The sequence below is a fragment of the Janthinobacterium sp. HH102 genome, assembly GCF_001758625.2.
Taxonomy (GTDB): Bacteria; Pseudomonadota; Gammaproteobacteria; order Burkholderiales; family Burkholderiaceae_D; genus Janthinobacterium.
Window position 1 is genome coordinate 74,067 of sequence record NZ_CP062063.1, and the last position, 21,830, is coordinate 95,896.

Genomic DNA, 21,830 nt, shown 5'->3' on the forward strand with positions numbered 1-21,830 from the left:
TCTGGCTCACGCCCCGACAGGCAACCAGCTCACATAGCCGGCCGTGGCGCTTCATCGGGCGTCTCATCATTCCCTGGTACGTGAATTTCAGGACGGAGGGTGTCCTCGTAGACAGACCCAATTCGTGACCGCAAACGTCCAACGGCCTGCGATAGGGTTGCTTGTGGTGCCGGTGAGCCAATGGCAACGGCCGATTGAGAATTGACACCAACTCCAGCACTAACGCCTGCATTCGCAGCGATGACCTCAGCAGTAATCGCCTCTGCTTGGCCACGGAGGCCTGCGGCCGTAAATCCCGGATCTGGATGTACGCGCTTTGCCAGCATTTGCCAGACTGACGAAGAGGCCGCTGCACCCGACTGCAAGACGGTATTCCCCAAGCTAATTTCAGGTGAACTCATTTCGTGCTTACCATCAAGATAGTCGCGACCCATCTCCTCCACGGCTTTGTGGAATCCGGTCATATCGGAGCGAAATTCGGGTGTAGAAATGTAGTCTTTCTTGTCAGCCGGCAACGACGCTTTGAATGTGGTAGCGCTCCCGCCCATCGCTTCAGTGATTGCAAGCTTGAAGGCGTCCGCGTCTGATGCGAGCTTGCTGGGTTGGTTTACAAGCAGCGCACGAACTCTGGCCAGCGTCTCGCGCGTATCATGAAAACCGTCTGCATCTGCCGAGGCAGCCTCCTCAGCGCGTATTTCCACCATTCGGTCAAGTACCTTTAGCGCGTCTGGTATCCCGTCACGGCGCGCCAAAGTCAGTACTGCCATCGCATCGGCAGACGACTCGCTAAAAATCTGCGTGAATGACGTCGCCATGGGGAATGGCGTGGCCGCTACATGGCGTAGCAAGGCTGGGCCAAGCCGACAATGCATACTTTCGTGAACAAGCACCATTGCCCGCATTTGTGCGGTATCGGCCATAGCAGCCAACCGCGGCTCGGTTTTCGAGTAGTCGCCCCGAACGCCCTTGACAATACATATTTCACCAGGCACGGCGATCGCCATTGGACCTTCGTCCGGCGAGTCACTCGGGTTCAACATCAGTATCCGAGGTTGTAGTGGCGACCGGCCATGAGCCAGATAGCGAGCGGAAATCTGACTGATTTCAGAAAGAGCTTGGCGCGTTGCCGTGTTGGACTGAGTGGCGACAACGTCGGCAGCTGGTATTTCTGGCGTCCCAGACGTTGCGCCCGCCTGGGGAGCGACAAGATGACCCGCCAATAGTGCTGGTGCCAAGATCTTGGCAAACCTACTGAAATAGTCTGGCCGGACCGCAGGTGGTGGAGCAACTATCTCCAGTTCACCGGCGTCGGCCAAAAATGCCTGTAAACGATTCAATTGCGCGTTCATGACGCGCTGCCAGGATCGATCGGATAGTCAGCCACGAAACCAAGCGGTCCTGTTTCGACCACAAACACACTTGATGGGTCTTTCAAAAATGCTTCAATGACCCGTGCACGTGTGTCGTCATCGAGGATGACAAGCTCTCGCCCATCAGCAGTAAAGAAAGCGCTATCACGCATGTGGAAAGTCGTTGCAACTGCCAGTGGTGGAATACTGAGAATTGCCCCCGGCTTCCTCTGCGCGAAGACTACAGTTACGAAGATTGGAGGCTGACCAGATGTCGACATGATGTTTATCGCAGTTGAGAAGATAGATGAATTCTACATTATTACTATAAAACAGAACAATTATCCTTGTGAGACCTGAGCCTTAATCAATACAATCCACACAGATCATTCCAACCTCGAGCAAACACATGCAACAATTAGACCTCTTCACCCATATCACTGGAGCTTACGCAAGCGCCGATGAGGGTAGCCGCTGAGCGCCTGGGCCGCCGCTGGTTGACAACTGAGAACATACTCGACTATATCCGGCCAAGCGCGGAACTCTTCCGTGGCTTTCCCGGTTTCGAAATTTCCCCCGCGTTTGAGTCCGTCCGCGGTCGTGGTTGACTCCATCAACCGCACCGTACGGCAAAGCATGCGCCTGCTGCAATTACGCAGTACCATTTCACGTTGGCACCTTCGCCCAACGCAGAATTTTTTCTCGCATGAAGTCATCAAAATATAATCCCGCTTCGCTCTTTCAGATCATTGGCATGACCGACTTATTGCGGAAGCTACCATCAGGACAGCCAGAGCGGATTCTGCTGGAACTTGTGGGAGATCAAGCGTTGGCAGGAGGCAAATATGCAGAGGCACTCCAGTCATACAAAGATGCCAAAGGTAAATCCTGGCGCTTGAGAAAAAAAATAGGATGGTGTTGCTATCAACTCGACATGCTAAGCGACTGCACTCGTTATCTCGAAGACGCTCGGCGCCATCGCGAGAGCAAGCCGTTAGCAATCCTTATCGATTGCATTGCCGCGGGCAACATATGGGGCGAGCATGACGATGAACTAGACGACCTTGTGCAAATGCTGTTGGAATTACCAGATAAGGATCCCTACTTCTACGAACTAGCGGACCGTCACCTGATCAACACGACACAACGCTTAGATAAGCTGCGGTTTGGATATGAGACTTTCCCTGAGAATGCTAAATTGCGTCGAATATACACGCGGGCATTATGGGGAGATGATCTTTCTAAAGATACTCTGCTGGCACTGGTGTCCGAGGCGGTACAGGTGCCCGCCGCGGAACCTGAAGACCTATGGCAAGGCTTCGAGATATTCCATAGCTTCGGACATCATGCGCAAGCATTGGAACTCGTAGGCAGAATAAGGGAAATCAGCGCACCGTTTAGCAGGCGTGCGCTGGCGTTTGTCGAGGCAGATCTATTCAATCTATCTGGTTTTCCGGACCGTGCAGCCGCTATTTACCAGCAGCTGCTCGAAGACGCACCATCGGAGAACTCATGCAACGACTTGGCACTACACGCAGCAAGAGGCCTTCTCCAACTCCGAGTGGAGCGGGGCAGTAATCTTGAAATTGAAACCGCTGCCCGCTCGTTTGCAAGTTGCTTATGTCGCCATGGCGTTCTGTCGATTGCACATCTACCTTGTCCACTTACACCCGATCATATAATGATTGAGGTCGGGACAATGTTGATGCCATACCGTCCCAATGGAGACTTAACGGGGCTGCAGGACCGAATCTTCACGTCTGTTACCGATAAAGACGTCCGTGCACTATTCAAAGTCCTATTTGCGAATCAGGATGGGCAAGACGGTCAGATGCCGGTGGATATTGCGCGGGAACTGAAGCTCTCGGCAGGACGTGAAAGTACCCTCCCCTTCATTCAACGGGAAGTTGCCTGGGCTCGAATGGAAGCCGGTGACTTCGAAGGTGCAGGCCGCGCTTTTTTTCGTTTTAACTTTGCATGGGCGCTCGAGCTCCCGCGCGGCATGATGGGCCTGGACGACTCAACAATTTTTGATGAGGCCCCATATAACGACGAAGATGTGGTGGACCAATTTGCAGACGGCATGCTCAAAGAAGCACTATTGGAAGGTCTGGCGCACAACAATGGCCTACATCACATTTCCAACATACTTTGCAACTACCTTCGCGCTCCGCTTCTCGAATACAAGCTGCATACCCGTTTTTATTCCATGATGGAAGCGATTATTGAAAAGCATCTTGTCATTGGGGTAGAGGTGATGCCCGGCATTTGGTTCGACTACGCCCTGGCGGCCCACCAAACGGGCAAGCACAAAACGGCAATATCCAGCTATAACGCATGCCTGGAGCAAGAACCAACACACTCGGACGCACGGATGAACCTTCTGTTGCTGGTGCCCCCCGCGGAACGACTTAGAACGATAATTGATCACGATATAGCCGCTCTTGTGGTATCCACTCCCCCCGGCTCAGTGACCGACATGACCTTGGAACAAGCGGTGTATTTAATAGCGTTACACCGAAGTTGCGCAACAGGAGAACACCAGGTGCTACGTCCATTTGGCGAGAATGAGTGTCCCTTTGCGCCTTCTCCGGAGATGTACCAGCCACTCTTCGCTCTGCTGAGATCAGGTCTTATTATGGTCTCGCCAGTTACGCCAACTACAGCGTTCACAGTCATTCAATCACCACCTGCAGTCGAGGGTTACCATTTGGAAAACCTATTCTGGGAGCTACCTGATGCCACGGTTAAACGAGTTCGCGAAATCGAAGAAGTCTGCAGCACTAATGCGTGGCCTGAGACGTGGAAGGCCGACGCAATAAAACTGGCTTACGAACTTGCCCGGCATGAGTGCTTGGCTTACCTCCAATTGTGTGTAAGTGAACGGCACCTTCAGGCCCCCCCAACAGTTAAAGCACTGTTAATGATTGACAGCGCACTTGCGAAGTTTTCTGTATCTCAGGTGTTTAATTTTCTATGGCAAGGAACTGCAGGAGCATCTGAATCGCAAGGGACAAAACGCCTCTCCCCTGCCCACGTCGCAAATGCAATCCTACGTACGGCCCAACAGCGCCTCGATAGTGCTCGAATGGAGCATAGGGAGGTAAAGGGATTTAAACGCCCCCAGGAGATAATGCGCTCCCAACTAAGCTACACGCTGCACGACTTTTTTCTCGGTTTCGGAGATCGTTCGTACACGCAGCCGCTTGCTGCGCTTTTTACTGAACGCAACAATCGCCATCATCATGGCGGCGCGAGCTGAATGTTTTAAGCAACGAGTACTGCGCACCGCCTCCGGCTCAGGTTGAATCGGAGGCGGTGCGTAGATTAAGCTATCACGGCTTGCAGGATGACCCCAACCGTTATGAATGCCAACGCACTCAAGCCTACAATGGTCACAGTTTTACCGAAATCAGTGGCTTCCTCCACCGCAACAGCAGCTTTTTCCTTCATTTCAGTCGCCTGGTGTACTACTGATGAAACCATGTTGGCATTCTGCCCCTTGTGCGTCATACGACGTATTGCCTCGGTAGTCTGGTCAAAATGAATCTTGGCCAGCATAAGCTTTTTACTGTTTCTTTGGCTCCAGATAAGTCCGAAGCTACCCAGAATACTGCCCGCTAAGACAAATACGGCACTTGCTCGAGCTAACACACGCTTAGTCTCAAGTGACACCTTCAATTCTGGGTTAATGATAATAAAGGCAACAACGCACAAGACCATGATAACAATCGTGGTCAAAACTTGGTTGATGGCAGTTGGCACTTTGGGATATTTGTTCGGGGAGTTCATAGTAATTCCATGGGTTAGGTTGAGGGTACATCACTTGAGTATAGGAACAAGCTAGTAAACTCTTATATTGCGCTGGTTGATGCCAAATGACACCTTCAAGCACCCTCCTCCGCCCCGCAGAATCAGGTCGATAACGGGAACAATTGAGCCGCGCGCGCCGAAGTGGCCAGTATCCGGTCGACGGCGTGCTCCAGCTGCTGGCCAGCGCCTGGCCGGCGCCACCCTGTTCCTGCAGCGGCTCACCGGCCGGATTCTCGCCGGCGCCGCCGGCGCGCCGCCCGCGGCCGCCGCAGGGGCCAACACCACGTCGATGACGTGCACCAGCTGCGGCATGGCGCCTGACTGGCGCCACCTTGTTCCTGGAGCTGATCATCGGCCGGTACCGCGCCAGCGCCGCCAGCACCGCACGCGGCCGCCGCAGGGGCCAACACCACGTCGATGACGTGCACCAGCTGCGGCATGGCGCCTGACTGGCGCCACCTTGTTCCTGGAGCTGATCATCGGCCGGTACCGCGCCAGCGCCGCCAGCACCGCACGCGAGCACCGTAATGGCCATCTTCAGGTCGACGGCGCGCACCAGCTGCTGCACGGCGCCTGACCGGCGCCACCCTGTTCCTGCAGCGGCTCACCGCCGGCGCGCCGCCCGCGGCCGCCGCAGGGGCCAACACCACGTCGATGACGTGCACCAGCTGCTGCATTGCGCCTGACTGGCGCCACCTTGTTCCTGGAGCGGATCATCGGCCGGGACCACGCCGGCGCCGCCGGCGCGCCGCGCGCGGCGGCCGCAGTGGCCAGCACCACGTCGACGGCATACACAAGCTGCTAGCCAGCGCCTGGCCGGCGCCACCTTGTTCCTGGAGCTGATCATCGGCCGGTACCGCGCCAGCGCCGCCAGCGCCGCACGCGAGCACCGTAATGGCCATCTTCAGGTCGACGGCGCGCACCAGCTGCTGCACGGCGCCTGACCGGCGCCACCACGTTCCTGCAGCAGATATCCGGCCGGATCCTCGACGGCGCCACCGGCGCGCCGAACGCGGCTGCCGCGGTGGCCAACACCACGTCGACGGCGTGCTCCAGCTGCTGCACGGCGCCTGGCCGGCGCCACCCTGTTCCTGCAGCGGCTCACCGCTGGCGCGCCGCCCGCGGCCGCCGCAGGGGCCAACACCACGTCGATGACGTGCACCAGCTGCTGCATTGCGCCTGACTGGCGCCACCTTGTTCCTGGAGCTGATCATCGGCCGGGACCACGCCGGCGCCGCCGGCGCGCCGCGCGCGGCGGCCGCAGTGGCCAGCACCACGTCGACGGCATACACAAGCTGCTAGCCAGCGCCTGGCCGGCGCCACCTTGTTCCTGGAGCTGATCATCGGCCGGTACCGCGCCAGCGCCGCCAGCGCCGCACGCGAGCACCGTAATGGCCATCTTCAGGTCGACGGCGCGCACCAGCTGCTGCACGGCGCCTGACCGGCGCCACCACGTTCCTGCAGCAGATATCCGGCCGGATCCTCGACGGCGCCACCGGCGCGCCGAACGCGGCTGCCGCGGTGGCCAACACCACGTCGACGGCGTGCTCCAGCTGCTGCACGGCGCCTGGCCGGCGCCACCCTGTTCCTGCAGCGGCTCACCGCTGGCGCGCCGCCCGCGGCCGCCGCAGGGGCCAACACCACGTCGATGACGTGCACCAGCTGCTGCATTGCGCCTGACTGGCGCCACCTTGTTCCTGGAGCTGATCATCGGCCGGGACCACGCCGGCGCCGCCGGCGCGCCGCGCGCGGCGGCCGCAGTGGCCAGCACCACGTCGACGGCATACACAAGCTGCTAGCCAGCGCCTGGCCGGCGCCACCTTGTTCCTGGGGCTGATCATCGGCCGGTACCGCGCCAGCGCCGCCAGCGCCGAGCGCGGCCGCCGCAGTGGCCAACACCTCGTCGACGGCGTGCTCCAGCTGCTGCACGGCGCCTGGCCGGCGCCACCCTGTTCCTGCAGCGGCTCACCGCCGGCGCGCCGCCCGCGGCCGCCGCAGGGGCCAACACCACGTCGATGACGTGCACCAGCTGCTGCATTGCGCCTGACTGGCGCCACCTTGTTCCTGGAGCGGATCATCGGCCGGGACCACGCCGGCGCCGCCGGCGCGCCGCGCGCGGCGGCCGCAGTGGCCAGCACCACGTCGACGGCATACACAAGCTGCTAGCCAGCGCCTGGCCGGCGCCACCTTGTTCCTGGAGCTGATCATCGGCCGGTACCGCGCCAGCGCCGCCAGCGCCGAGCGCGGCCGCCGCAGTGGCCAACACCTCGTCGACGGCGTGCTCCAGCTGCTGCACGGCGCCTGGTCGGCGCCACCCTGTTCCTGCAGCGGCTCACCGGCCGGATTCTCGCCGGCGCCGCCGGCGCGCCGCACGCGGCTGCCGCGGTGGCCAGCACCACGTCGATGGCGTGCACCAGCTGCTGCATGGCGCCTGGCCGGTGCCACCCTGTTCCTGCAGCGGCTCACCGGCCGGATTCTCGCCGGCGCCGCCGGCACGCCGCACGCGGCTGCCGCGGTGGCCAGCACCACGTCGACGGCGCGCACACGCCCGCGCTGCGCGCGGCCAGCACAGTGGCCAGCAATAGTTTGGTGGTATGCGGATGCTCCTGGCCAGCGATTGGCCGGCGCCCCGACGTTCCTGCATCGGCTAACGACTGGCACCTCTTTGGCGCCGTTGGCGCGCGGCGCGCAGCCACCGCGGTGACCGGTGCCAAGTTAATGGCCTGCACCACCTGCTGCACGGCGCACATCCTGAACATCCTTGTTCCTGCAGTTGTTCATCGGCAGGGTCTGAGCGCGCTGCCAGATGTGCAAGGAGGCACTTTCCGACCGGAGCCTCGCTGGCGTCGACTACTCTTGGTCATTGAGAGAAATTTTTACATAATTGCCTATCTCTTCATATGAAGCATGTGGCAATAGTAATTTGACCATCTTACATCTTGGTGAAAGCTCATCTGATAGGTCGATTATCTGCTGTCGGTAAAGTGCGCCAAGTTCCGTTCCTGCATGTGTCTTTGCCTCGCCTTCGACTAGGATTATCCTATGTAGGATATCAATATCGCTCATCCGAAGTCCGATCACATTTTAGAGGTTATAAATATCGTCATGCGGGCCGCAAGGTGCTGCTGGGTGTATTCCGGTTTAATTAAAAATTTTCCCTACTTGATGGACAAGCAATCCAAGCGGAAGTCCGCACAACCACGCTCCTGCAAAGATTGGAATCAATGGTTCACTTCTTAGATTATCCCTAGCCTGCCATGCCCAGTAGCCCAGGTATGCTGGCATGGCGAGTGTCGCACCACTTTGTAACATGGCTCCATTCATATAATTGATGGCGCCGAGTCCACCAAGCAATGCGGCGCAGCACGCCAAAGCAATCAACAAGAGACCAAACATTTGATACTTTTGTTGACCTGATCGATTTTGCATAAATTCCCCATATCCGCTTGCGCGGCCTTTAAAATCACTTCCAGCCGGCGTTGTAGCGCCAAACAACCCCGTTCTTTAGCCTAAACCTGCCGTTGTGGTTTCATTCTAGCCACATCAGCATCTTGTCGTGCGAGAATTGTAAGTCGCTTCCGCCACCAAGATTCGTCCGACAAGTGCTCCATGGCTTGTATGCGTAGCCGGTGCGCATTCGGCGACTTGGCTGTTAACGAGCACTGCGGAGGATCAATCCGTTGCGCTTTACAGTACGTCAATGCGTCTGCCAGCTTGCCAGCGTCGAGCATCGCTATGCATGCTTTTACGTGAATACCCGGATCATTCATTATGGTCACTTTTTTTCCTCATGCTGGAAACCGTCCAGGAGGCGGGCGCCACAGCGCAGGTCTATAATTTGTTACTATTGTCTACATCCCGGCACGTCTTTTACAAAGGCCGCATTTGCTTTGTCCGTTCTCCAGCGGCATTTCCTCACGACAATCAGTCGTGCGTTCAGGATGTAATAGGCACTTTGGTGTTTTCTGCTTCAAGTCATTTGTCAAGCGGTCCTTAAAATTGGGGATGGTACCGCGCCCGGCGTCATTAGCCTTCATATTTTCCTTTGGGGTGGTGCTGATTGGAACAAACATGCCAGTAGCGTCAACGCGTCAGTTTCGTACTGACCGGTGTCTTCACCTATTTGCCAACTGCGCGTACCGGTCGAACGCTACTTTAAGTCCGACCAGGTGCGCCAACCGCCTTTCCAACAACTGCCGCTTGATGCCGTGAAATTCGGCGGTTGGACTGGGCTTTTTACCCAGCACCAGGACATCGTGCAGGGCGTCGACCATGTGTTCGTTTTCTATACGCGTCGCCTGCAGCATCGCAGTCAGCATGTCCTTGGTCAGCGCATAAGCCGGTTCAGCCATGTGATACCATTCCTTTCTCTATCGGTCCTCGATAGCGTGGCGCGACGGCGTCGGAACCGCCGCGCCACACCCCTCTTCTATGCTGCCAACCGCTGCTCCAGTTCTCGCATATGCTGCGGCAGCGGGATATTTGCCAGGGTCAACAGCCTGGACGCCGTGCCGTTGACGCCGTCAGCAGTCTTTTGCATCTTGCCCAGCACCACACATCGACGATCCCACATGCGCGATACTTTGCGCGTGTCCAACTTATCTAGCGCATCGAGCTTATCCCACTGGGCGCTGTCTGGACAAATAACATTCTGCCCTGAGCGACCATGGTCGACCTGAACACCGGCGAACATCGCCTGGCGCGCAAAGACGGCCAGTCCTTCGAGCCAGACGGCATGACCGATGACCAGATGTTCGCGCACGTCGAAGGCAATCATCTTACCGCTGACCATTTGCTGCCAGTCTGGGATTCGCTCGGCGCACGTCGCGAAGAACTGCTTTACGAATGCCGTGATTGCCGCCAACTGGCCATCATCCAACTCACAAATTATCTTTTCGTCCACACCTGTCAGCAGCGACAGCGCCTTTTTGAAAGCAATCAGACTCCACAGCTTGGACGACTTGGCGCCCACACTAGAGTTCTCGAAGTCGACGCGGTGACTTATGTGCGGAAGTTGCTCGATTATATCCAGCACCCATTTATTGAATGGGTTGCGGCGGTCATACAACGCATTAATCGCCGACGATGGCTTGACTTGGCGCGCGTTGATGTCCGCGAACATCTGCTGAGAACGTTCCAGGCCTTGATCAAAGTACAGCACCACGGCGATCGTCTCGTTGGCCAGTGCGGGTAGCTCCTTAATAGCACGCTCGATGCCCGCGCGACGGTGCTGGCCATCGTTGATCAAAAGCGTCGCCTCCATCGGAATATGCAGCAGACCGATGCTACCGGCGGCCCCATCCACCTCAAACGCCTGGAACGCCATCTCGGCCGACACGCTGGCAGTGATGGCGGGCAGCACGTAATTAAACGGATTCTTGACCATGTACTGACCAATCTTCTCAGCCCGAGCCTCGTTCATCACGCGCTGGGCCCGGAGCTGTGCCGGCACGACATCCTCTTCATCGAAGCGGAATAACCGTACCAGCACTTTCATGGGGACTTGCGCAACATAGTAGACTTGGCCGGCCTGCGTTCCTGCCACGGCGGGGAACGTGTAGGTGAACTGGCTACGCTCGGCAGCTAGTTTCATAGTGTTGGCCTTCACACGCGCGCGCCGCTCAGCCTGCGATATGCGATTTGAGTTCGCCTTGTCGAGTTCTTCCTGGGCACGGTCCTGGTAGCGGATACGCAAATCTTCGACAGTCAGGCTCAGGTCCGTCAACCAGACGCTCATCGTTTCCTCATCGACCGGCCGGCCGTCACGCCAGTTCGGATCGAGAATGCACTTCATGACGTAGATGGCATCGTAGTCGTATCGGTCCTTGAGCCACTGGTCGGCCAGATCCTCGCGCACCTCCCCCTTTGCTAGCAATAACTGCGTGCTCAGCACGCCAAACAACGGCTTGCGGCTAGTGGTCCCGTTTTTCGCATTATGCTTGTCCGCCTGTTCCGATGCCTTGAACGATTCGGTATGGCGGGACACAATCGTGCCTTTTTGCGCGTCAAAAGTCTCATTGGGCAGGAACGCTCTGCTCAGCGCGATTACATAGTATTTCGTCATGGTTTCCTCGATAGTGTTGAGCACGCCGCTATGGTCGGAAAGGGCGCGATGGCGGTAGGCCATGACTAACATGATACTGAAGGCACCTCAAAAACGCAACCCTTAAGGGGTGCATTTATCGAATGTAGAAATTGATGGAAACTCCTCACTGGCCCTCTACTAACCGGAAATTCGCGGCAGTATTCCCTTGGCGCGATTCACCCCGTAAACTATGGCATTACGCCATACAGCAAGATTACGTTGATTATTTAATGCTGGAATTCAAGCCAACTGAATACATTCATTATGAAATGCCAAAGCGTGCTCGCAGCTCGCGTCCTTTTACACACCAGGCCCTGGGCGGCTCCGTCACCGAGGTCATATCGACCGACTTAAGAGCAAACTCGCTCGACTCTTGAATGCAAACCTCCTTCTCTCCTGACCAAATCACCAGTGGTTTAGCGATTTCGGGGGAGCTGATGATCAAGTACCAATCCGCGTCCCGCACAGCTCCGAAAAAAGTGGCATTGATGTTGGCATGCAGCGCTTGAACCTCGCGCTGCAGCGGCGTCTGCTCTGGCGGACTTGATACCTTTTTCCCACATCCAGCAAACGAAGCTATTAGTGCTATAGCGCAAGCTACGCCTATTTTTCTGCTTTCTATCATTACGATTCCTCATGACGCCGGCATTGGGAGACAGAAGCTCGCCCGTCACCGGCCATTTTTTGTCTAAGTTCATTTCCCGCGAGGGATCAGATCATGCTGGCACCACATCTATTTCGATTCAGACTCTTTCCTACCCCGCCGAATCCACCAAAATCGCTTCGGATACCCCATAAACATCTAAGTACCCATGTCTTCCACCAAATACAATGCACTACCAGGTGCTACTGAAACGGCATTGGCCGGGCGTTCGGTCCCTGCCCAATCTGGCGTATAACAGACAAACATTCGCTCAACGCCCTCAACTATCATTGCGCTCCTACCTATGCCCCTCATGGCAGCCATCAAACAATTCTCGGCATCTTCTTGAAGCCCCCCCAGGAAGTCACCCCAACCTTTTCCTTCAGGCACACTGTCATGAACGAATCCCGTTCGAGCCACACCGTTGCCGATCGAAATGGCCACTGGGAGCATTCGCATCGCGGAAACAAGTTGCATGCGTTGTTGATAACCAACCTTGGCGAGCCAACCCATGTCATGAAACGGCAGTTCATTCAGGGCACGGATGCTTTCTTCGTCAGGCGGACCGTCTGAAAATAAATCTAGCAAATCCTGTTCACTGTTGGTTCTCACGGCAAAAACCGAGGGCATGCGCAGGAAACGAATGCAGTCTGTCAACGAGCACTCGCCGGCCAATAAATGTCCAACCGAGAAAATTCGATCGCGACTCGGCTCGAAACCTGCACTTCGCATTGATTGGAGCAGGAGGTCATAGGCACCACCCGTATCACCAACAACGAAATCTCGACCCACCCTATTTTGTGGCAGACATAAGACATTTGAGTTGATGGTACTCATGAGCGCACCCTTTGCAATCACGCCTTTCAGCGCATGTTGTTCTCTTTTATTATCATACTACGTGAATCATTCAGAAACTAGGAATTCCATGGAACCTTCCGTCGTTGCACCAATTCATACCCTTGATCCCCTAATTGGTCCTGTGTCGGTAATAGACACTGAAACAACCGGCCTCAATCCCCGACTGGACCGTATTATTTCATTTGGGCACGTCCGGGTTCATGATGGAAAAATTGTTGACTCTGTCGAGTGGTTTTTCAATCCTGGCAATGTGGAAATCCACCCGGATGCGCTAAAGGTCCACGGCATAACGAAGGAATTCCTTGCCGATAAGCCCCCAATTAAGGGTTACCTGGCAAAAATTCTTGAGCTATTGATCGAGGCGATCGTTTGCGGCCACAACGTCAAGTTCGACATCGACATGTTAAACGCCGAGTTGGTGCGTCATCGATTCCCCCGCTTAGATCAATACATCATAGGTGTGTTCGACACCATGGCGGAAAGCCGCAAGCGATGGCCTGGCAAGCCTGCGCACCTTGATGCGCTTTGCGAACGCGTGGGGATATCCATCGCGCACCGCACAAGGCACGGAGCCCTGACAGATGCAATGCTTTGCGCAGAATCGCTGCTTGCGATGCACCGAGAGCAAAGGAATTTTGATGCGCTCCTCGTCGACGAGCTCCCTGACCTTGGTCTCTGCGACGCGCCTATCGGCTTTGCACCTATCCTGGTAGTTGCTGCCTCTAACGACGAGCTCCTGTCGCATGAAGCATACTTAAGTGAAATGGGGACAACGCCGATCTGGTGCGCCAATCCAGAGACAGGTCAGGAAGAGCCGGCGGATGCGGCCAACGAAATGCAGTACGGCGAAGATACTACGGTGCCTCGTTAAACAAATTGAAATGCGGATCGATTCTGTTGCCAGTACCTTCACCAGGAGCGTTTAGTTGACAGACTCGATGCCGGATTGATTAAATGCGTTATCAAGCTTTATAAATTACTGAATACACCACACAGAGGCATCGCATGAGTATCTGGGACACGACAAAAGCAATCGAGACAATAGGCCTGGTGGACAACATGGTCAGTATCGGATCCACGCTGAGGGACCGTAGGGTAATCGACAAGGCGGAAAAAGATTTCCGTGAAGGATATGCCCGAGCGCTTTCGGAGGCCAAGCGCACGGGCATCATGCCTGACGAATTCCAACGTACAGTACCGGTCGACCAGATGGGCCGCCAAGTCGGCGTAAAGGTTGTAGCACTTCGCGAACTCGGTAAAATTAGCCCTGGCCACCCACTTGTAGTGTCATCGACCGTACGCCAGAACATCGCGACCCAGACCCTCATCAACTACAACCGGGCTGACCGGCCAGATGACGCGGACTTGACCAATTTCGCGCCAAGTGATGTGGCTGCCCAGAAAATTTATGAGTTCTCCATCAGCCCTTAAAAATATCGCCCGACAGTCGGGCGATATTTGACTCACTAATCAGGTGTGACACCAGACTGTTTACCTGCGCCTTTCTTATTTACAGAATCTACCAACCCCAAGCGCATCTTATTCTTAAGACCCAACGCCTCATTAGCTGCGCCGCTACCACCACGTGCAGCGGCAATAAAGACACCGGATACCTTGCTTTCAACCTCGTGACCAATCGCCGCATTCTGATTGCTGCCGATCCAACCGATCATCCGGTCAGCCAACTGCAACATCATTGCGAACGTCGAGTTCACCAGCGTCAGACCCATCACTGTAAAAATTACCAGGTAGGCAACGATTGAGATCAAACCAGTCAGACTGTTACCCTGGGCGCTGCCGACGGCAGTCCCAAAGTAGCGAAACAGATAGGTCCCCAACACCGTGATCGCCGCGGACGCAATAAAGAAGGCAAAGGTCATGATGATCGGACGGGCAAAGTTATTTAGCATGTAGGTATAGCCATAACTTGTACGCTGCCCCATACCCTCTCCGTCCGAGTCAAAGTGCGCCATTGCCCAGAGTGAAGATCCGATCAACGACTCGATGACAGAGGTAAACCATTGGATCAGCGCAGCGAACCATTGGATAAACGGCACCATAGGTATATAGAACGCCATAACGGCTGCGGTGACAAACAGCAGGGCAATGACAGGGAGCAACAGCATTCCCGCATCCGAAGCAATCGATCCCAGCGTACTGGCTATGCCACCAATAACGGGGATCTTGCTGATAAAACCACTCCCAATTCCTCCTACAGCGCCGCTAACAGCCTTACCAACTTTGCTGTCCATGACCACACTTGCGGCCTTATACGCGAAATAGAGGGCCTGGGCCGTAGCCAAAGCGTTATCACCGATGTTCTTGAACGCGATAATCGGATTCACGGTATTGCTCGCACCAGTCGAACTCGATCCCATCATTCCATTCAACACACCACCCATGATCCACTGCCCCAGCGAAGTATTACCCGTCGCAGTCTCAAATCTTCCTGGCTTATGTGCGGATGCTGCGCCAATTGCAGCATCCAGCCCGGCAAGAAGGTCTTTGGTAGTCGACGACAATTCAATACCATCTGCCTCATCCTGAAGCGTCACAGAAGGATCTAACATCTCATTCATTGCTTCACCAACCTCTGCGTACACGCTATACCAGATTCCGAGTGTGGCCCAGCCGCCATCCTTCATTCGCGCGATAAGTTGATCGGAGATGGCACCGGCATTACTCACGTTATTAGCCTCGGCGGCCAATGCAGCCAATTTGCCTTGGAATGTGTTCGTATAAAGCCCAAAATAACCCTCGGAGACGACTTTTACGGCCGCCTGAAACTCGGCCGCCGTACTGTTCGGAGATGCGCCTTTGATCATCGTCTGCGCCTTCTCATACACAGTATTGAGCGTACCAGCGTGCGCCTCCATAGCACTTTTCCGGATTCCCGCGTAATTGACTGCAGCAATACGGAAGCCGAACGTACTGCCGAGGCCCGTATTGGACCGCGCCGAGAATTTCATTTTGATCTCGCCACACGCGCTATCGCCATACTTTCCACTCGCCTGGCGACCACCAAATTTCATAACAATGGCGGTACCACTGTCGGCAGATGCATTGAGCGTTACTGGAAAATCAGTTGGCGTTGCCTGGCTTCCCGCCTTCATCGCATCCGCCATGTCATAGGATGCGCGCTGGCACGCAGCAGCCTTTGCCATGTAGAGTTCAATATTCTGGATCTGGGCAGCTTGCTTGATATTGCCCATCGGGTTGACTGTGCTTTGGAAGCCTGCAGTACTCTCGATAGCGGTGTGCGCCACGCGATTCGCGCCAGCGATCCCAAGTAGGCAGGCAAGAACCATCAGCGCTTGACAGAGTGCCCAACCACCGAAAACCGGCATAAGGCTAGCGGTACCGAAGGCAACACGAAATGGCACCCACACCGGCGACATTCGCTTACCCAGCACAATGCCTTCATGCATGGTTTGGGCCAAGCCGGCAAGCATGTTGTAAGCCATCCAGACACAGGCAACTGAAAAGATGAACATGTTGAAGTCCTTGAACATCGAGGCCATCAACGATCCAGTGGATCCATCCGAAGTTTTGAACGGGTTAAGAACAAAATCCCCTAATACCGACCGAAGCATCCCAAAGGACTCGTCAGTTTCCCGGTTAATCGTGGAGAGCAACTCAGCGACATCCTCCAGCAAACCCGCATGCGATATATTGGGCGCGAGCAGGATGGCGATTGCCATGAGGCAAGTACGCGGTTGTATAGACTTAAAGGGGAAACGCATGAATGTCCTAAGGTGTATTGTTACGTAGCAACATCATAAAACAAAGCAACTGAGATGTCGCTAGACATCTCAGTTTCGGCTGTTTATTCCGCTGCTTTTCCGACTATGCCATTTGCGCTGTAGTTGCAGGTGTTTCGCTTTCGCTTCGGCGCACCGGGACGACGCTGTCAATACGAGGGCCAGTCTGTGCCAACTCAGCACGCACCTGCTCGTAGGCCTTACGCATTTCGGCGGCGATGTTGTCGACGTTTGCGCCGATTTCGGTAGCTTGCAGGGACGCCGCCGCCAACTGGGTGCCAAGTGGCGGATATGGCCCGGCCAGAAGTGTTGCCATCGTACCGATGCTATGGCTCATAGCCTCGACGTTCTCAGCCACCAGGGCGGTTGTCTCTGGCATATCCGTTGATTCGAGAACACGAATACATGCTTCAAGAGCGCGCGCGACTTCCGTTACCAGGGCACGTCGTTGGCTTAACTGCTCCAGAGGGAGCCTCTGCTCGGCCACTGCCAACATCCGCTGTTGCATCAACTGTCGTGAGCTACTCATGCGCGCGGACCGCAGTGCCAACAACCGGTAAGATGCGGGTTCAGCGATTTCAGCTCGGACGCGATGTACTGCCGGCGAATTCATCTCGCGGAACACGCTTTGCGCATCGTCACGTAGTTGTTCGTTCAACATCTCGTGAAGGGCCCCCAGATCCAGGTCGTAGTCATCAGTTTCTTTATTCATTTTAACGAACTCCTGGTGCGGCTGGTTCGTCTGATGGAGACTGGCCCGGGCCATTCATTCGATCGGTGAGGGAGCGTAATACTCTTGCTTGAACTCCCGGACCCACTCCACTGCGACCCAATTGTTTGAGCTCAGGCAACAGCTCTTGGGCCTTCTCAGCGGCCGCCATGAGTAGCATCGCTTTTGCACCAACCGGCGTGGCGCCTGCGACTTGAGCGACGGGCCCAAGGGATCCAGCCACCTTTTTCAAAAACAACGCCTCACTGAACTTGCCGCCTTCACAAAATTGGGATGCGGCCTTGCCACCATCAGGTACCAACTTCGACGCAGATCGCAAAGAACTACTTGTCGAACCTGCGTCCTTCATCTGCCCCAGGAACTCGCCATTCGAGCTCTGCAGGCCGGCCGTCAGCACAGCGCGCTTGCGAACAGGGTCCAAAGACGAAATGGTCTGACCCGGCGCGATAACGTTGGCCGCGGCCGACAAGTTCCGGAAAACGGTGACGTCGAAGCTGCCCGCATTGCTGGAGTGGGCAAACTGATCACCATATGCAACGCTGACCACCAACGCGGTCAATGCGACAAGCTCAGCAGTGCGGTCCGATTTCACCTTATCTGCGTCAGCTAGGGCTGGTGCAGTACGCCCGGCCTCCGCCGGCTTCGCAGACTCGGCTTGCTCTACCTGGCTACGCGGGCGCGAATCTGCGCTCCCTTCACCAAGCAGTCGCTTGTACAGATCCGCGATCGCAGTTACAGGGGTACGCGCCGTACTCGCCAAGTGAGCAGGAGACGCTTCTGGCAGTGCATTGGACACCTTGCTTTCTCTTGCGGTTTCAACAGCCTTTACGGCACCATCCCCCCACCGTGCCAAGGGATTCGTTGGGGTCAGGACTATTGAGGCCGCCGGCGACGCTCCCGCACGATGCGGGGTGCCGGACAAAGGAACGCCGCTGTGGTGCGACGCCATCAACATGGTTGCTAACCGCGGCGCGGTCTTAACCGCCAAACGCCCGAGGACGTTAGGGTCGGCTGAAAGTGGTACAGGCATAAGCCCTCCAGGTAACTGTTAATTTCGGATCAGGTTCTGTTTTACTGCACGGAAGGTAACGTGGTTGCACAACCGCGTTTTATGCACATAAAACAGAACAATTATGATTAAAAAAAGAGCGTTGAATAAAAGTCTTCATACTTGGAGCAATCTGATCAACATGCCACCCTTGAACCAAATCAAAACCTAGGCGTTGAGCAAACGACAGCAGCTCTGCCGATTCAACACCCTCAGCCACAGTCCGAATCCCGGCACACTTCCAGCTCGACACAGCAGCCTCCAACATCCGTGCCGCCAATGGGCGGGCAGCAGCAGTAATGAGAAGCCCGCGGTCAACCTTCACCGCGGCGACCCGGTCCAGTGCATAAAGGCGCCGGCTTCCGTCCAGTCCGGCGCCAAAGTCATCAATTGCGAACTGCATACCCTGACTCGTGAGGTAGTTCACTTTTTCGCAAACACGGTCAAACAACATGCCATCCGCCGGTTCTTCGCTCATTTCGAACCTTACAACATTCCGCGCACAGGCAGCAGCAAATACTGGCTCAGGAATCGCCAAAACCGACCCATGGGACAGGTTTACAAAGCAAGGCTTTCCTGCACCAGCATCCGCATGTGCCAGATAACGAAGTACACCCTCATCGACGTCTCTCCATGCTTCGGGCGTCAACGGGCGATCCTGGCCACGGAAGAGAAACTCGTATCCATAAACAGATAAATTCTGCGTATCCACGATTGCCTGGAGTTCAAAGCACACGAAGTCCTCGCGCATTATTCCCGGTCCCTCCACAGCGTTTTCTACGTCACACAAATGCATCATTGTTTATCCATTCTCGGCTGCAGAAGGTCGACCTGTTGAACACGCTCATTCTTCGGGAAAATAGAGCCATTCATGCGAAAGTAAGATCGACTTTTACCTCAGGCTTATATCGTACGTCAGCTTTTACATCTATCGCGGCCGATTTTGGAGCGACGCCGACCCAACAAACATCTGCTCCAGCGGGCATCTTTGTCATGCGCATAGGCATTAACATGCAGCGCAATAATGGCAGCCGTTTGAATATAGCAGCCGCTACCTCAGGAAATTCCAGCATATAGGACGAAGCTTGGGCCCAATTGACGCTTGACGATTTAATTTTCCTTACCCCAACCATTTCTCGAGCTTCCTCAAGCCACATTTGCCCTAGATCGTATGAACTTTCTGTGGACAGCCGGCGAGATACGATAAAAGGAGTTTTATCGAGCAAATGCGGAGGAAGCTGGCCATAGAGAGTTTGTGACTCGCCTGGCTCGGGTGCCCGATAAGTCAAATCTATAAGGTAAAACGTCAACTCCCTTCTGGTGAGCTCACCACTTTTATCAGCCGCATCGAATGCAGCCGAAAGAAACGGCTGTTTCGACGATGTGCTACCATGAAATCCATAGAGCAGGTCTGGATGAGTGCCAATTAGCTGCATCCAATTCGCAATTGGCGCCAGCATCGTCGCATCATTCTCCGCAACAACTGGCGTCGTCAGGCACATGGACTTAGTCAATTTTCACCCCATTCTCGTCGAGGAACGTTAGAATCTCGTCCATATCAAAACCGCGGCCCATTGCCATAGCGCGCGCTGCACGCCAAAAATTAGCGCGAGCCGTATCTGGATTCATCGAGAACACTTTGGAAGAAAGACGTCGTGTAGGCGTGCCGACCGATACCTCAGCATTTTCGGCCGCCCGCAACCAACGGTATCCCGACCCCCTATTCTTTCCAAGCAATTTCGCCAGCAGTGAAGCGCATTTTTTCCTGCGCTCAGCAGCATATGCTGAATCTTGATCACTTAGGCCGAAAAGTAGATCGACCAAGTCTTGCATATTCGGCGGTCGAAAGTGGCTTGGGAAAGACGGTTCGAGCATATACAATCGAATTAACAAATCGCGTGGCTCATCCACTGGACTTTGCTGATTTTTTTTCAGGAAGGTGAGCAATGCCTGATAAGATGTGAAACCCAGCGCGAACGAAGCATCCCAGTTGGTGAGGTTTTCGCGCATTTGCCAGGTTGCCACGTCATACCCAGTTAATGCCCGCCCCTCAAATGCCGGGTGTATTGCCCGCGCCCGTGGCGCGATTGGCTCTGAAACTGCTTTTACTCGGACCATCCACATTCCTATTGTTTTATTTATATTGACACAGTCTATTCTATATAGACTGCGCCACTTTGTATTAACCGCTGACGAGATTTTCGCCTTCATCCATCCCAAATACTTCGTCAACAACATCTTCCTCGGCCAATTCAGCCGCAGTCCTCTGTATAACCTGGGAACTGCCAAACATTCCACCTGAACGTACCGACTGAACTGCAGCTGCTGCCACTTTCACTGCAGCAGCAGATCTTGGTGCTGTCGCAACTGCAACTTGTGACGTTGGAACGCTCGGTGCATTACCAATTTTCGGGTCAATCTTTTCTAGCGAGACCGGAGGCATCTTTCCATGAGCCAAAGATGGCAACGGCTCGGCCTGCAGCGTTGACGGTACCGCTGGACCGTCTACGACATCCGCCTTCTGGGCAGGTTCTTTTACGCCCGACTCTTCCATACGAATTGCAACCAAGTTTCCAAGGGCACGGTCGAACGCTTCTAACAACGGTGGCAAAGTTTCAGGCAGCACGCGCGGTGCCCCTTGCGTGAGTTGCCTCACCTGAAACTTCGAACGCGTAGCGGCGGCTGCCTTCATTGCACCGTCCATCAACTCCTTCGCACGCCCTTGCAGATCAGCGTTCGATTTTACCCGACCTGCAATTGGAGAGAGCACTACTGCCATCTGCTGCGTCTGAAGCATAAAATCCGCCTCGATCTTGTCGCGAACTGTCAAACGCGACAGCAAGCGCTGCTCAGCCGATCCCTCGCCAAAGGATGCCACCAGATCCGGCGACTTGGCCGCAGATCGGAGCATGCCTTGAACCGTTGCGGCGCTCAGGCCGAAATACTTTGGATCTGCCAACACCGACTTCATAGCAACATCAACCTCACGCGAGACAAGGCGATGGGCGTGCCGGGAGCACTCGGCCGTCTCGGCAAGCGCCTCCAAATGGGATACGACTTCCGACTCTTTTGCGTCCGAAGGCAAATAAGTTTTCAGGATTTGTTCCACATGTCGCAAAAGCATTGGCAAGACTGCATCAAGCTCATCCGGTGCTCCTGTAACCTCGATATCGAGCCCCCCATTAGGGTTATCCACGATCTGCTTCATCAAGCCGGTGATTTCGGGCTCAGTTTGATCCGTGGCGCCGGCGGGCACCAGGGAACTGAGCGATACATCGTCATTAGAAGCTGGCGTGAAACCGGCGGCTCGGACCACCGGGTTTCCATTTTCGGCCGCCGGATTTTCAGTACCGGCCTGCTTAGGGCTAAATAATACCCGAGCCATCATACGAAAGGGCATTAAAAGCCAATCCATCATGCGACGAACGGCCGCCAGCAGATTGGACAAACCTTCTCGACCGCTGGATTCTTGCTGTTCACGCAGCTGTTTGGCGCTCAACAGCTGCGCGGTGCGGGTTTGAGTGGCGGTGGACATCGTTTTCT

18 protein-coding genes are annotated in these 21,830 nt (G+C 55.4%); 3 read left to right on the plus strand and 15 right to left on the minus strand.

All coding sequences use genetic code 11. The annotated features are described in order from the left end of the window. Positions 1 to 29: 29 nt before the first annotated feature. Together JAB4_RS29120 and JAB4_RS29125 are read right to left on the minus strand one after the other, a co-directional pair. Positions 30 to 1,349: a hypothetical protein gene (locus JAB4_RS29120; RefSeq protein ID WP_139143801.1), complete on the minus strand. Its 1,320-nt coding sequence runs from the start codon at positions 1,347 to 1,349 to the stop codon at positions 30 to 32. Continuing rightward, a complete protein-coding gene (locus tag JAB4_RS29125; protein ID WP_139143800.1) occupies positions 1,346 to 1,630 on the minus strand; it encodes a hypothetical protein in 285 nt (94 codons plus the stop codon). The genes JAB4_RS29120 and JAB4_RS29125 overlap by 4 nt, the downstream gene beginning before the upstream one ends. A gap of 425 nt (positions 1,631 to 2,055) precedes the next feature. Between JAB4_RS29125 and JAB4_RS29130 the strand changes: the two genes are divergently transcribed. Then, positions 2,056 to 4,611, plus strand: a complete 2,556-nt coding sequence (locus JAB4_RS29130) for a hypothetical protein (protein ID WP_139143799.1) — start codon at positions 2,056 to 2,058, stop codon at positions 4,609 to 4,611. 65 nt (positions 4,612 to 4,676) lie between these two features. On the opposite strand, the gene JAB4_RS29135 is transcribed toward JAB4_RS29130, so the two are convergent. From JAB4_RS29135 to JAB4_RS29160, 6 genes are all read right to left on the minus strand, one after another. Beyond that, positions 4,677 to 5,141 carry a hypothetical protein gene (locus tag JAB4_RS29135; RefSeq protein WP_070221167.1) on the minus strand — a complete coding sequence of 155 codons (465 nt, stop codon included), beginning with the start codon at positions 5,139 to 5,141 and terminating at the stop codon, positions 4,677 to 4,679. Between the two features lie 3,162 nt (positions 5,142 to 8,303). Further along, positions 8,304 to 8,657 (minus strand): hypothetical protein, encoded by a 354-nt coding sequence (locus JAB4_RS29140; protein WP_139143871.1) that lies wholly within the window; start codon positions 8,655 to 8,657, stop codon positions 8,304 to 8,306. A gap of 620 nt (positions 8,658 to 9,277) precedes the next feature. Further along, positions 9,278 to 9,514: a hypothetical protein gene (locus JAB4_RS29145; RefSeq protein WP_070225104.1), complete on the minus strand. Its 237-nt coding sequence runs from the start codon at positions 9,512 to 9,514 to the stop codon at positions 9,278 to 9,280. Positions 9,515 to 9,591: 77 nt separating this feature from the next. After that, positions 9,592 to 11,298: a DNA sulfur modification protein DndB gene (locus tag JAB4_RS29150; protein ID WP_070225103.1), complete on the minus strand. Its 1,707-nt coding sequence runs from the start codon at positions 11,296 to 11,298 to the stop codon at positions 9,592 to 9,594. Positions 11,299 to 11,509: 211 nt separating this feature from the next. Further along, the gene (locus JAB4_RS29155; protein WP_070225102.1) at positions 11,510 to 11,872 is read right to left on the minus strand and encodes a hypothetical protein; all 363 of its coding nucleotides are present in this window, start codon (positions 11,870 to 11,872) and stop codon (positions 11,510 to 11,512) included. A gap of 177 nt (positions 11,873 to 12,049) precedes the next feature. Beyond that, positions 12,050 to 12,727, minus strand: coding sequence for a hypothetical protein (locus JAB4_RS29160; protein WP_139143872.1), 678 nt, complete (start codon positions 12,725 to 12,727; stop codon positions 12,050 to 12,052). A gap of 88 nt (positions 12,728 to 12,815) precedes the next feature. Between JAB4_RS29160 and JAB4_RS29165 the strand changes: the two genes are divergently transcribed. Both JAB4_RS29165 and JAB4_RS29170 read left to right on the plus strand, forming a co-directional pair. After that, complete coding sequence (locus tag JAB4_RS29165) at positions 12,816 to 13,619, plus strand: exonuclease domain-containing protein (RefSeq protein WP_070308546.1); 804 nt, start codon at positions 12,816 to 12,818, stop codon at positions 13,617 to 13,619. Positions 13,620 to 13,753: 134 nt separating this feature from the next. Then, positions 13,754 to 14,179 carry a hypothetical protein gene (locus JAB4_RS29170; protein ID WP_070225099.1) on the plus strand — a complete coding sequence of 142 codons (426 nt, stop codon included), beginning with the start codon at positions 13,754 to 13,756 and terminating at the stop codon, positions 14,177 to 14,179. Positions 14,180 to 14,214: 35 nt separating this feature from the next. Here JAB4_RS29170 and JAB4_RS29175 read toward each other — a convergent pair whose 3' ends face one another. The 7 genes from JAB4_RS29175 to JAB4_RS29205 form a co-directional block, all read right to left on the minus strand. Next, positions 14,215 to 16,449 (minus strand): DotA/TraY family protein, encoded by a 2,235-nt coding sequence (locus JAB4_RS29175; protein WP_175444830.1) that lies wholly within the window; start codon positions 16,447 to 16,449, stop codon positions 14,215 to 14,217. A 145-nt stretch (positions 16,450 to 16,594) separates the two neighbouring features. Continuing rightward, the gene (locus tag JAB4_RS29180) at positions 16,595 to 17,221 is read right to left on the minus strand and encodes a hypothetical protein (protein ID WP_070225097.1); all 627 of its coding nucleotides are present in this window, start codon (positions 17,219 to 17,221) and stop codon (positions 16,595 to 16,597) included. Between the two features lies 1 nt (position 17,222). Next, positions 17,223 to 17,831, minus strand: coding sequence for a hypothetical protein (locus JAB4_RS29185; RefSeq protein WP_139143874.1), 609 nt, complete (start codon positions 17,829 to 17,831; stop codon positions 17,223 to 17,225). 517 nt (positions 17,832 to 18,348) lie between these two features. Then, positions 18,349 to 19,038: an EAL domain-containing protein gene (locus JAB4_RS29190; RefSeq protein ID WP_175444831.1), complete on the minus strand. Its 690-nt coding sequence runs from the start codon at positions 19,036 to 19,038 to the stop codon at positions 18,349 to 18,351. A 118-nt stretch (positions 19,039 to 19,156) separates the two neighbouring features. Next, positions 19,157 to 19,801: a hypothetical protein gene (locus tag JAB4_RS29195; protein WP_139143875.1), complete on the minus strand. Its 645-nt coding sequence runs from the start codon at positions 19,799 to 19,801 to the stop codon at positions 19,157 to 19,159. Further along, positions 19,794 to 20,405 (minus strand): hypothetical protein, encoded by a 612-nt coding sequence (locus tag JAB4_RS29200; RefSeq protein ID WP_139143876.1) that lies wholly within the window; start codon positions 20,403 to 20,405, stop codon positions 19,794 to 19,796. Before JAB4_RS29200 ends, JAB4_RS29195 begins: the two co-directional genes overlap by 8 nt. 64 nt (positions 20,406 to 20,469) lie before the next feature. Next, positions 20,470 to 21,822 carry a hypothetical protein gene (locus JAB4_RS29205; RefSeq protein ID WP_070225093.1) on the minus strand — a complete coding sequence of 451 codons (1,353 nt, stop codon included), beginning with the start codon at positions 21,820 to 21,822 and terminating at the stop codon, positions 20,470 to 20,472. Positions 21,823 to 21,830 lie beyond the last annotated feature (8 nt).